We start from the raw sequence: 13,292 nt of genomic DNA, 5'->3' as shown, positions 1-13,292 counted from the left end.
ACTAGACCTGTAGATTTCTTCTTTGTTATTCACAGGCTTGGGAATAGATGGAACAGAGCATTTTCCTTCCTTTGGCACAAAATGCCGCTTTTCTGCTGGCGTTGGTATTTATGTATGATGCTATTCCCAGACAACAACAACGGGACTACTTCCTGCTGTGGCGCTTGTTAATAGGCGTCATTATCGGTGGTATCTGTATTGCTTTGATGCTCACTCCCTGGAACTATGAACCGGGAATTTTCTTCGATAGTCGCTCTGTACTTTTAAGTATTTCAGGCCTGTTCTTCGGCGGTTTGCCGACCTTGATAGCATGCAGTATTGCAGCCGCTTTTCGTATTTATCAGGGGGGCGGTGAAGGTGTTTTGATCGGCGTGGGAGTGATTCTCTCCAGTGGTTTGCTTGGCCTGTTGTGGCGCAGGCGACGCAAGCAGTCCCTCGCCGATATCGGCTATTGGGAATTAGCCGGTTTTTCCCTGTTGGTACACCTGTTGATGTTGGCCTGGATGTTGCTGCTGCCCTGGGACACCGCCAAGGGAGTGCTGGCAAGTATCAGTTTGCCTGTGCTGACTTTGTTCCCACTCACCAATGTGTTGTTGGGGCGCTTGCTGTCGCGGCGGCTGGAATTTGAGCGTGACAACCGCATTCGACTGCAGGATGACTTTCTGTTTCGCTCCCAGTTCAATATTGGCAATATTGGGATTTCGATTACTGCGCCGGATCAGCATTGGCTTAAGATAAACCCCCATATGAGCAAGATGTTGGGTTATACAGAGCAGGAACTGATGCAGTTGACTTGGTCTGAAATGACCCATCCAGATGATCTGCCCGCCGATATGGCGCAATTCAGGCGGATGCTGGATGGTGAAATCGATGAATATGAGATGGAGAAACGTTTTATCACCAAGGCGGGTGATTATGTTTATACCCATATGACAGTGGCCTGCCAGCGCTATCATCAACAGGTGCAGTTGGTGATTGCCGGTTATATCGATATCACCTCGGCCAAGCTGGCTGAGCAGGCGAGTGCCGCCAGTCGCGAACAGTTGGAGCTGGTGCTGCAAAGTGGTCAGCTCGGTTTCTGGGATTGGGATCCCATCAAGGATACCGTAGTGCGCAACAAACGCAGTGCCGAGATCCTTGGTTGTTCGCTTGATAACCTCAATGATAACAAACGACTGTGGCTAGATGGTATCCATCCCAAAGACAGGGCCTGGGTGCTGCGTTCTTTGGATGAGCATCTGGCCGGAAAAACAAAGCAGCACCAGGTGCAATACCGGCTGATCCGCCCGGATGGTGAGTTGCGCTGGGTGCAGGACACCGGCAAGGTGGTCAGCCGTGATGAAAAAGGACGGCCGCTTAGGGTTTGCGGTGTACATGTGGATATTACCGAGCAAAAACAGCAGGAAGCTTCCCTTAAACTGGCTGCATCCGTCTATGAAAACTCCAGTGAGGCGATGAGTGTACTGGATGAAGTCGGCACCATAATAACGGTTAACTCGGCATTCAGCGCTATCACGGGATATCAAGCGGAGGATATTCTTGGCAGCAATATAGACATGCTCAAGTGTGATGATCATGAAGAAGTGTTTTATCGTGAACTAAGTCAGGCGTTCGAGCACAAGGGGCGTTGGCAGGGCGAAATGTGGCTGCGCTGCAGTGATGGCCGCAAGATAATGATCTGGCTCAGCATTAATACCATTCATAGCTCAGGCGATGCGCCGCTGAGAAGAGTGGCGCTGTTTTCCGACATTACCGACAAAAAGCAGAACGAGCGTCTCATCTGGCGTCAGGCCAACTATGATGCCCTTACTGGCCTGCCGAACCGGCGCATGTTCACCGAGCACCTGGGCAATGAAATTCGTAAGGCTGTTCGTCATCAACAAAGATTTGCGCTGCTGTTTCTGGATCTGGATTTTTTCAAGGAAGTTAACGATACCCTGGGCCATGATATGGGCGACCTGTTGTTGGTGGAAACCTCGGAGCGGCTGCAGGCCTGTGTGCGTGAGTCCGACGTGGTGGCCAGACTCGGCGGCGATGAGTTCACCCTATTGCTCTCGGATGTGCAGGATCATAACGGAGTTGAGCGGGTAGCCAATCATATTCTCAGCAGTCTGGCCGAGCCTTTCAAGTTGGGCGATGAAACCGCCTTTATCAGCGCCAGTATCGGTATTACCCTGTATCCCGATGATGGACAGACAGTGGAGTTGTTACTTAAACATGCGGATCAGGCCATGTATGCCGCCAAAGATCAGGGCCGTAACCGTTTCAACTATTTCACCGCCTCAATGCAGGAATACGCCAGATACAGGATGCGGCTTATTCAGGATTTGCGTCAGGCATTGGAGCGGCGCGAATTCGAACTCAGGTTCCAACCCATAGTCGAGCTGGGCAGCGGGAAGGTGTTCAAGGCTGAAGCCTTGCTGCGCTGGAATCACAGTGAGCGCGGCAGTGTCTCGCCGGCTGAGTTTATTCCGGTGGCGGAAGACACAGGGCTTATCTTTGAAATCGGTAACTGGGTGTTTGAGCAGGCGGCGCGTCAGAGTGCCGCCTGGCGCAAGGCTTATGGCCGCGAGGTGCAGATCAGTATCAACAAGTCGCCAATCCAGTTTCGCGACGAGGGTAACCGTTTTGCCGAGTGGCTGGAGCTGTTGGCAAGCCTTGAGGTGTCCGGTTCCGGGATCTGTATCGAGATAACTGAGGGATTGTTGCTGGATGCCAAAATGGGGGTCAGTGATAAGCTATTGGCCTATAGGGATGCCGGCATTCAGGTGTCTCTGGATGACTTTGGCACCGGCTATTCCTCCTTGGCTTATCTGAAGCGGTTTGATATCGACTATCTCAAAATAGATCAATTATTTACACGTAATTTGGAAACAGATGAAAGCGATTTGACTCTCTGTGAAGCCATCATAGTAATGGCACACAAGTTGGGGATGAAGGTAATAGCCGAAGGGGTGGAGACAGCCGGTCAGGCCGAGATCTTGACTCGTATAGGCTGTGACTATGCTCAGGGGTATCTGTATTCCCAGCCATTGGACATCGAAGGCTTTGAACAAAAATATCTTGGCAAGCATCAGGTCATAGGGGGCGGAAATGTCAGCTGATTGCTTGCCTTTGCGTTATACTCGCCGGTCTTTTTATGTTTCAGGTGTTGAAGATGCAGTTTTCTGAAACCCAGCTGCCGGGGCCGCTGCTCGAAGCCGTCGCCCAGTGTGGCTATCGTGAGCTGACGGCGGTGCAGCAGCAGGTGTTACCGGCGGCATTGGCCGGGCGGGATATTATGGCCTCGGCCCAGACAGGCACAGGCAAAACCGCGGCCTTTGGCTTGCCGCTGTTGGCCACCTTGATTGATGAGTGGCAGCAACAGGGGCTCACTGAGCCTGAGTATGGCGCCGCGCCGAGAGTGCTTATCCTGACACCAACCCGCGAGCTGGCGCAGCAGGTGGCGACTCAGCTGGGCAAATATGCCGCCCATACGCCATTTCGCATTTTGGCCATTTTCGGCGGCGCCAACTTCAACCCTCAACGCAAGGCGATAGCGGCCGGTATTGAAGTGCTGGTGGCGACGCCGGGGCGGCTGTTCGATCACCTTAGCCAAGAGCATCTCAGGCTGGATCAGGTTAAGGCCCTGGTGCTGGATGAGGCTGACCGCATGTTGGATCTGGGGTTTTTGCCGGATATTGAGCGCCTGGGGCGCTATCTGCCAGCCGGACATCAGACCATGTTGTTTTCGGCGACCTTTCCCGAGGCGGTTAAGCGCCTCGGGCACAAGCTGCTCGATAAGCCAGAATGGTTTGAAGTGGATAAAGAGAGCCGTACTCAGGCACAGATCCAGCAAAAGGTATATCCGGTGGACTATCGCCGTAAAGCCGAGTTGCTGGCTGAGCTTATTGGCCGCAACAACTGGCAACAGGTGTTGGCCTTTGTCAGTACTAAGGAGAGCGCCGAGCAGTTGCAACAAGAGCTGAAACTCGACGGCATCAAGAGCGCCTGTTTTCACGGCGACAAGACTCAGGGGGCCCGTAGCCGCGCTCTGGCGCAGTTCATCGATGGAGAGATTCGGGTATTGGTGGCAACCGATGTCGCGGCCCGAGGCCTGGATATTCCCGCCTTGCCAAGGGTTATCAACCTCGAGCTGCCATCCCAGGCTGATGACTATATTCATCGCATCGGCCGTACCGGCAGAGCCGGGCGCAGCGGCGAAGCCATCTCTTTGGTGAGCCCGGCTGAAGAGCAAAAACTGGCTGAAATAGAAGCCCTGCTCGGTTACAAGCTGCCAAGAGAAGTACTGCCGGGTTACGAGAAGGACGCGCCGCTGCCGGAGCGCTATTTACAGTCTATGGAGAAGCCCCGACCTGCCAAGACTCACAGGGGCCATAAACCCGGTCGTAAGGGCCAGCAGCCCAAAGGGCCAAGGCGCAGGTAGATTAAAAAAGCCTGCTATACTCAATGCGTTGCCTCGGTATGCCGTCAGCAGCGCAACCTGTTAACTCGAGCGTTAAAGGAGATGAGTATGTGGCGAAAATCTGTGATCTTACTTGGGCTGAGTTTGCTTGTGGCTTGCAGCTCCATTCCCAAAGACTGGTCCGGTATGAGTTCAACCGAGATAGCCTCCTGGAAAGAGGCAGGTTTTGATTCCCGAAGCGCCCAGCAGTGGCATGTTGCCGGATTTGACGCCTCAAGCGCAGGCGCCTGGCAGGATGCAGGCTTTAAACTCGATGATGCCAAGGCCTGGAGCAAGCAAAACTTCACCCCGGTTGAGGCCAAGAGTTGGCGCGCCGGTGGCTTTGACTTGGAGGATGCCATGAAAAACCGTGCCAAGGGGCTGACACCGATAGTGGATCACGAACTCAAGCCCTAACCGGTCAGGTTCACAGAAATAGGCGCTATCCGCGCCCATTTTGCATCTGTTTACAATTTCGAGCTAATTCTTTCCCTGCTTGGGTTACACTCTGCTGCCTCAATGCTGTAAGGAATGGAGTCACAGATGATCCTCAAACCCGTTGCCACCAATCTGATCACCGGCTTTCTCGGCTCAGGCAAAACCACCTTTATTAAAGCGCTGCTGGCCAATAAGCCTGCGGGCGAGACTTGGGCGGTATTGGTCAATGAGTTCGGTGAAATAGGAATAGATGCCGGTCTGATGGGCCAGAGTGACTCCGGCGTTGTCATACGAGAAGTGCCCGGCGGCTGTTTGTGCTGCGCCGCCGGGGTGCCGACTCAAGTGGCGGTGACTCAACTGCTGGCCCGGGCCAAACCCGACAGGTTGCTGATAGAGCCAACAGGCCTTGGCCATCCCAAAGAGATTTTGAAAACCCTAAGCTCGAAACAGTTTGCCGAAGTGCTCAGCCTCAAGGCCAGTATCTGTCTGTTTGACCCGCGCAAACTCAGTGACAAGCGTTATACCGAACATGAGAATTTTCTCTCCCAGCTGCAGATAGCCGATATCCTGCTGGCCGGCAAGCAGGACCTCTGGCAACAGCAAGAGCCAATGGTTCTGCCTGGGGATGAGTTGCAAAATGATCTGGGGGGAGATCTGCTAAGAGAACAGATAGCCGCCTTTATTGCCGCTCAGCAACTGCAAGGGGAGCTGTTCTACTGGTCCAAAGAGCAGAAGCTCAATGATGAATTGTTGCGTTCGCTGGCTCGGCCGGCAAAGGCCAATTTGAACGCTAAAGCCACTCCCTTAGGCGCCGGGCTGCTGCGGCAAAATGCCGGTGTGTTTGCCATCAAGCCAGTCGGCGCCGAGCCGCAGAGCCCGGAAACGCCTGAGTGGGACGTTCGCGGCATAGTGTTCAAGAGTAACAAAGGCGAGGGCTGTTACAGCTATGGCTGGATCTTTGCTCCGGATTGGCTGTTCGATCTCGAGCGCCTCTATCGCTGGGTCAAGGCACTCGATGTGGTGCGGCTAAAAGCTGTGATGATCACCAAAGACGGCATAGCGGCGCTCAATATGCTCGATGGTGAATTGAGCGTTGAAGAGCTTGATGATGCCATGGACTCCAGGCTGGAGATCATCAGTCGCGCCCCTTTGCAACCTGAATCTTTGGAGCAGCAACTGCTCGCCATCAAAGTCGCCGAATAACGCCCTATTCAAGGTAGTGGCATCCTGGCGGATAACTCGGGTACAATCCGCCATCCACTTTTTCCGAGGTGATTGATTTCGGAGCGCTAATTTGAAAAGAGGCCGAGCAGGTGCCTCTTAATATGGCCTCTGATATAGAACTTATGGTTTAACACCTTTGATGTTGAGAAAGCGTCATGACCCCAAACAGCCCACAGACTGAGCAGGATCTCGCCTTACTGCAGCAACCTGTCAGTAAACTCTTTTGGCGTTACACAGTCCCCACTGTGATGTCCATGTTGGTGACCGGAATTTACGTCACCATAGACGGGATGTTTATCGGCCACTACCTGGGGGAAACGGGTCTGGCGGGTATTATGCTGGCTTACCCTGTGGGCGCCATTCTCTATGCGCTTGGTGCGCTTTTGGGCATGGGCGGCGCGGCGCTTATCTCCATCAATCTTGGCCGCGGTGATGTCGCCAGGGCCAGAAAAATTCTCGGCAATACCTTCAGTCTTTGCCTGTTGAGTGCGCTGGTGGTGTCGCTTGCCGGTACCATGTTGACCGACGATATTCTGCGCTGGCTGAAAGCCGAAGGTGAGGTCTATGAAGGCGCCTACCAATACCTGTTCTGGTACTTTGCCTTGGGCATTTTCCCCATCATCTCCATGGCCTTCTCGGCGCTTTTGCGTAATGACGGTCGCCCCAGTTTCGTCACCTGGATCCTGGTATTTGGGGGCGTGCTCAACACCCTGCTGGATTGGCTGTTTATTGTGGTCTTTCCCTTTGGCCTTGCCGGTGCCGCCATTGCTACCATGTTGTCCCAGGCGGTCACCGGCGGCCTGTGTCTGCAACATTTCTTCGGCAAGCGCACCCGGCTTAATATCGACTGGCAGCAGATGAAACTGAGCCTGGAGCTGGTTTGGGAAATCGTCAAGCTGGGGATGCCCAGTTTCCTGATGAATCTCTACCTGTCGATTGTATTGACCATGCATAACATGGCGCTGCTCTGGACCGGCACTTCGCTGCATGTGGCCGCCTATGGCGTGGTGAGCTATACCGAAGCCCTGTTTTACTTTGTGTTTGAAGGCATAGCCCTCGGCACACAACCGATTCTCAGCTTCAATGCCGGTGCCGGTCGATATGACAGGGTCAAGCAGACCGCCAAAATGGCGTTTTCCGTCACCTTAATCTGCGCCTTGCTGGGATTAGTGCTTATCTACAGCCGCCCGGAATGGATAGTGTATCTGTTTGCCGGTGACAACCCGACCCTGGCCCCGGTTGCCATTGAGGGCATGTATCTCTATTTCTGGGGCTTGCCGATGGAAGGCTTGATTTTGGTGGGAGCCAGTTTCTTCCAGGCCATCAATCGTCCGGCCGAGGCCTCGATACTCACGGGCAGTAAGTTGCTGCTGATAGGCCTGTTCCTCTGGGGGTTTGCCTGGGCCTTTGGCGTGCCGGGCGTGTGGATCTCCTTGGCGTCCTGCAGCAGCCTATTGTGCCTGTGGATGTTCTACAACTTAAAACGCACCAAGGTGGCATTACACCAGCCTTGAGCGACAGGAAATGATGGCAAATATTTACCTGCATCAGTGATATATAAAGAAATATTAATTTAGAACTCGGGTTATTTTTGAGCGGGATCATGTTATAAAAGACTATCTTGCATTAGTTCATACTCTTGGGGGAATTTGTGACCAGTAAGCGGATTTTGATTGTGGGCGGCGGTGCCGGAGGATTGGCGCTGGCATCCAAGCTGGGACGCAAATTGGGCCTGAAGAAAGAGGCTGAAATAACCCTGATAGATAAGAGTCCGGTACATATCTGGAAGCCCAAACTGCACGAAGTGGCCGTTGGGGTGATAGATCAATCGGTAGAAGGCTTGCTGTATCGCGACCATGGCCTGAAAAATGGCTATCGCTTTCTACGCGGTGAAATGCTGCAATGCGATCCCGAGGCCAAGACCATCACCTTGGCCGGAGTCAGTAATGATGACGGCGAGCAGATTATCGCCGAGCGTGAGTTACCCTATGATTATCTGGTAGTTGCCATCGGCGGAGTGGCCAACAGCTTCAACACCCCGGGTGCCAAAGAGCACTGTATCTTCCTCGACAGCCTCGATAGCGCCAATCAATTTCACCACAAGTTACTGGACAACCTGTTGCTGCTGGACGAAACCAGCGAAAAACTCAGTATCGGCATAGTGGGCGCCGGCGCGACCGGAGTTGAGCTGGCCGCCGAGTTGCATCATGTGCTGGACTCGGTCAAAGAATACGGTTACCTCAATGTCGATAAGCATCATCTGGAAATTCACCTGATTGAGGCGGCGCCCAAGATATTGCCGGCGTTGCCGGACAAGGTGAGCTCCAGGGCCCAGTCTGTACTGGATCATATCGGAGTTCGCTTGCATATCGGGGTGCAGGTCAAAGAGGTGACCAAGCAGGGATTTGTGACCCAGGAAGATGTGCTGATCCCCGCCGGACTCAAAGTATGGGCGGCCGGCGTCAAGGGGCCGGATGTACTGCAACAGTTTGATAAGTTGCCGGTCAATAACCGTAACCTTATCGAGGTCGATGCCTGTATGCGGGTTAAGGGTCACAAGGATATCTACGCCTTGGGCGACTGCGCCTTTTTGGTGCAGGACAACGGTAAGCCTGTGCCTCCCCGGGCCCAAGCCGCATCGCAGATGGCGGAAACTCTGTATAAAAATATTCTCAACCGTTTGAAGGGCAAGGCAGAAAATCCTTTTGTTTATCGCGACTATGGTTCATTGGTGTCACTGAGCCGTTTCTCGGCGGTGGGCAATCTGATGGGCAACCTGAGATCCGGCTCCCTGTTTATTGAGGGTTACGTGGCGCGGATGATGTACATGTCTCTGTATCAACGCCATCTGGCGAGTTTGTACGGTTGGTTTTCGGCGTTGGTGTATCGTCTGGCACAGCGGCTGCTGAAGTGGCACAGGCCCAAACTCAAGTTGCACTGATAAAGTGTTTTGAATCTTATCGCAAAGGCGCTCAGTAGAGCGCCTTTTTAGTGGCTGGAATTTCAGCTTGCTTGCACCCTGGCGCTCGAGTCTCTGATAACCGGCTCTGGGGTAAAGATTTCGCTGCGAACGCTCTGCTCACGGCGATTGGCGATCAACAGCTCGGTAGCTATCTGGGCAATCTTGCCGTTGGGCTGATGCACTGTGGTCAACTTGGGCCAGGTTTGGCGTGAGAAGGGACTGTCCTCAAAGCCGACAATCGAGAGCTCGGTGGGAATATCCATCCCTTCCAACCTGGCGGCAAACAGGGCTCCGGCGGCGATTTCGTCGTTACAGGCCACTATGGCGCTGGGCCGATTCGCCCCTTTGAGCAGCTTCTTGGCACCCTCAACTCCGGATTCAAATGAGTATTCTCCCTCGACAATCAGATCGGAAGACTCGTCCAGGCCGTTATCTCTCAAGGCCTGACGATAACCTTCCAGGCGCTCCTTGGTGGATTGGTGCTGATAGTCGCCGCTGAGAAAAGCGATTTGCCTATGCCCGAGATCAATAAGATGTTGGGTGATGGCCACGGCGCCGGATCTGTCGTTAACCAATACCGCCAGCCCGCTATCGGCCTTTACTCTGTCACCTGCCATGATGCGAACATAGTTGGCGCCTATGGCATCCAGGGCTGAGAGTACCTTGGGATCTTCCGATAGCGGCGGCGTCAGTACCAGCCCGGCCAGGCGAGCATGTTTCACCATGGTGGTCAGTTGTTCACAAATACCCTCGGCCTTGGCATCACAGGGATGGATCAACAGCTCATAGCCCTTGTCCCGACAGGCGGAGAGAATACCGTTTTGCATATCGATAATGTAAAAGGCATTGGGGTTGTCATAGACGAAGCCTATGACATAGGAACTGGTGGCAGCCAAGTTGCGGGCTGCTAAATTAGGTTGGTAATTCAACTCTTTGATTGCAGCATTGACCTTGTCGATAGTGGCCTGTTTAACCGAAGGCTCATTATTGGTGACCCGGGATACTGTCTTGATGGAAACGCCGGCATATTTAGCCACGTCATTGATGGTTACTTTCATTCAACTTAGTCCGAGATATCAGGCGAATACTCACAGCCAGCAGGGGCCGGAAGCGGCATGGCCGCTGTCGAGCATCTTATACTGCTGACTTTTAACCAGTTTGGCAACGCAGAATTTAGCCATGATTTAGTCTAGGACTAAATTTGTTTCCCGCTACTGTTGCCATGCTTGGTTGTATAAAACTCTGCTTGAATAGTTTTTAACCAGTTTAAAAATCTGTTTTACCCCATTAATACAGTAATATGACAGTTTTTGTTTGCTTGGCAGTTATTTTGTTGTGGTAAGGCTGTTAATTATTGTGTAATGTTTGTTCCTGGACACGACAGCGTTGTCATTCTCTTGGAGAGAATGGTTATGGCGACAAAAAAGATAATAAAGTGATGGAAGGGAAACGAGATGAAAACATCTACCTTTAAGAAAACTGCCCTCGCTGCAAATATCGCTATCCTGCTTGGGGGAGCGGTATCTGTTGGCGCGCTGGCTGCCGAGGCAGCAGATAACAACAGCAACGAAACTGCCAATATAGAAAAAATAGAAGTTCGCGGCATGCGTGCCTCGATGAAGGCTTCGGTCAATACCAAGCGTTTTTCTGATGCCGTGGTCGATGCGGTAACTTCAGAAGATATAGGTAAATTCCCCGACAGTGATGTGGGTGAGTCTCTGGGACGTATTCCCGGGGTCGCCGTTAACCGCCAGTTCGGTCAGGGGCAACAGGTTTCTATCCGCGGTGCCTCGGCGCAGCTGACCAGTACCCAGCTTAATGGCCACTCGGTAGCTTCTACCGGTTGGTTCGATCAGCAGGCCATCGACCGCAGTTTCAACTACACCTTGCTGCCGCCAGAGATGGTGGGCTCGATTGAAGTCTACAAATCTTCCCAGGCCGATATTGCCGAAGGTGGCATAGGCGGTACTGTCATCATCAACACCCGCAAACCGCTGGATTTGGATGCCAACTCGGTTTTCCTGAGCGCCAAAGGGGACTATGGCAGCGTCTCGGAAGAGATAGATCCTGAAGCCTCCGGCCTCTACAGCTGGAAAAATGAAGATGAAAACTTCGGTGTGTTGCTGGCCGGTTCCTGGAGCCAAACAGACTATCAGCGCAATGGCATCGAAACCCTGCTTGGCTGGGGGGAGATAGTGCCAACCACTTTCCAACAGGATCGTGAGCGCACCGCAATCAACCTGGTGTTGCAGTATCGTCCTACCGACAGATTGGAACTGGGGCTCAACTACATGAATCTGGAGCTGGACGCCAACAACGCCAACACCTCCATCTTCCTGTTCCCCACACAGCGAGGCGACTACACCTGTGAACAGGTTAATGCCGCTGGTGTCTGTACCAAGATAAACCACAGCGTTCAAGGCGGTTTTGCCTGGGCACAAACCTGGGCCCGTAAGGCGAGCATGAGCTCGGATACAGTGGATTTCAACTTCAACTATGAAGCGGATAACTTCACTGTTGAAGGCCGTATAGGTCGCACCGAAGCCGAGGGTGGTACCGACTTGACTGCCAACTATGGCAACTCAATTGGTGTTCCGGCTGACTTTGCCGGTATCTATGACGCCACCGGCGATAAGATCAATATCGACATCGCCAACAAGTATTTTGAGGCCGGCGACTTTAACGACCCATTGGCCACTGCAGGCTGGGCGCTGAAGAAGCAGCCCAACACGGATGAAGAAACCTTCGCTCAGTTGGACTTCAACTTCCCGGTAGCCTGGGGCGCTATCAGTGCCATCAAGACAGGTGTGAGCTATGCCGATCATGAAGTCACCCAGATGACAGATAAGGCGATAGTCAATGATGCCAAGGTTCTGACCAAAGATGCTTCTGCCTACTACAATGGCACCATGTCATCCGGCGCCGGTTTCACTCTGCCTGAACCGATATTTGATGCCATGATTGCCGATGCCTATGCCGCCATCGATGGCTTTACTATCGACAAGTCTGGTTATGGCACCATCCAGGAGGAGAACCTGGCCCTGTACGCCATGGCTACTTTTGCCGGGGAAGGATTTCGCGGTAACTTCGGTTTCCGTTATATCTCGACCGACATTGAGTCTGACTATTACGCGCTTAATAAACAGGGGCAGTTTGCCGATGATCTGAGCACGGACAAGTCCAGCTATAACGACGTACTGCCGAGCGTTAACATCGCCTTCGACTTGAGCGAGGATGTGATACTGCGCGCCTCAGCTGCTCAGGTGATCTCTCGTCCCAACTACGCCGAGCTGTTTGCCACCTCGACCCTGCCGGGTTACAACGATGGCACACCTTACAATGAAAAGCTGGTGCGTGGCAGTGTGGCGTTGGATCCATTCAAGGCGACTCAGGCCGACCTGAGTCTGGAGTGGTACTTCAGTGATTCTGGCCTGTTTGCCGCTACTTACTTTATCAAGGATGTCAGCTCCTTTATCACCACTAAACAGAAGCTGAATCAGCAGATAGGGATTGAAGATCCCAACCTGGTAACCGAAGGTAAAAGTTCTTGTGGCGTAGGTATTTATGACTGCTGGACAGTGAGTGAGAAGTACAATGCCGACGGCGGCAGCATAGATGGTATCGAGCTGCAGCTGCAGGACTCCTTCGACAACGGTTTGGGTTACTCAGTGAACTATACTTTTGCCGATGCATCCTCTCCGGCAGAAAACTATCCGGATCGTGTGGGCGTGTTCTCTGATTCATCCAAGCATACCGTCAACCTGGTAGGTTACTATGAGATGGACGACTTTAGCGCTCGTCTGGCCTATAACTGGCGCTCTGAGTATATGATGCGCGAGCTGCCTGGCTTTTACGGTAACCGTCAGCACGAGTCTTACGGGACCTTGGACCTCAGTGCCAGCTACTCGGTAACCGACTATTTGGATATCACCTTTGAAGCGGTCAACATCACCGAAGAAGACAGCATACAGACGGGTGTTTCCCCAATTAGTGCAGAGGATGTGATCAAGGAATTCAAGGCTGATTACCCAGTGTGGAGCTTTGAAGGCGAAGCCAGATATAAAGTGGGCGTAGCCCTGCGCTTCTAAGCACAAGCCTTTATTTTCAATACCAAAGCCGACCCCAGGGTTAATGCCGATCAGTTAAGACAGATCGCTTGACGATCTCACTGAAAGGATCAAAATCCGATGACCCCATGTCATCGGATTTTTTTATGCAACTTTC

Annotated in this window: 8 protein-coding genes; 7 read left to right on the top strand and 1 reads right to left on the bottom strand. The window is 52.8% G+C overall.

Going from position 1 to position 13,292, the window contains the following annotated elements; genetic code table 11:
* The first annotated feature begins 47 nt into the window (after nt 1-47).
* The 6 genes from ACMHXE_RS13500 (at nt 48) to ACMHXE_RS13475 (ending at nt 9,047) form a co-directional block, all read left to right on the top strand.
* A complete protein-coding gene (locus ACMHXE_RS13500; RefSeq protein ID WP_413732517.1) occupies nt 48-3,104 on the top strand; it encodes an EAL domain-containing protein in 3,057 nt (1,018 codons plus the stop codon).
* Nucleotides 3,105-3,157: 53 nt separating this feature from the next.
* Nucleotides 3,158-4,426, top strand: a complete 1,269-nt coding sequence (locus tag ACMHXE_RS13495; protein WP_224866210.1) for a DEAD/DEAH box helicase — start codon at nt 3,158-3,160, stop codon at nt 4,424-4,426.
* Between the two features lie 87 nt (nt 4,427-4,513).
* A complete protein-coding gene (locus ACMHXE_RS13490) occupies nt 4,514-4,861 on the top strand; it encodes a hypothetical protein (RefSeq protein ID WP_165565394.1) in 348 nt (115 codons plus the stop codon).
* Between the two features lie 126 nt (nt 4,862-4,987).
* A complete protein-coding gene (locus ACMHXE_RS13485) occupies nt 4,988-6,085 on the top strand; it encodes a CobW family GTP-binding protein (protein ID WP_413732515.1) in 1,098 nt (365 codons plus the stop codon).
* A 176-nt stretch (nt 6,086-6,261) separates the two neighbouring features.
* On the top strand, nt 6,262-7,620 hold the full coding sequence (locus ACMHXE_RS13480) for an MATE family efflux transporter (RefSeq protein ID WP_335917566.1): 1,359 nt from the start codon (nt 6,262-6,264) through the stop codon (nt 7,618-7,620).
* Between the two features lie 137 nt (nt 7,621-7,757).
* Nucleotides 7,758-9,047, top strand: coding sequence for an NAD(P)/FAD-dependent oxidoreductase (locus tag ACMHXE_RS13475; RefSeq protein WP_101055473.1), 1,290 nt, complete (start codon nt 7,758-7,760; stop codon nt 9,045-9,047).
* Between the two features lie 62 nt (nt 9,048-9,109).
* On the opposite strand, the gene ACMHXE_RS13470 is transcribed toward ACMHXE_RS13475, so the two are convergent.
* The gene (locus tag ACMHXE_RS13470) at nt 9,110-10,126 is read right to left on the bottom strand and encodes a LacI family DNA-binding transcriptional regulator (RefSeq protein ID WP_413732512.1); all 1,017 of its coding nucleotides are present in this window, start codon (nt 10,124-10,126) and stop codon (nt 9,110-9,112) included.
* Between the two features lie 396 nt (nt 10,127-10,522).
* Between ACMHXE_RS13470 and ACMHXE_RS13465 the strand changes: the two genes are divergently transcribed.
* A complete protein-coding gene (locus ACMHXE_RS13465) occupies nt 10,523-13,156 on the top strand; it encodes a TonB-dependent receptor (protein WP_413732510.1) in 2,634 nt (877 codons plus the stop codon).
* Nucleotides 13,157-13,292 lie beyond the last annotated feature (136 nt).

Source organism: Shewanella sp. BJSY2023SW007 (genome assembly GCF_047314525.1).
GTDB lineage: Bacteria > Pseudomonadota > Gammaproteobacteria > Enterobacterales > Shewanellaceae > Shewanella > Shewanella chilikensis.
The sequence above is the reverse complement of the archived record's forward strand: the minus strand, read 5'-3'. Positions and strand labels throughout refer to the sequence as shown.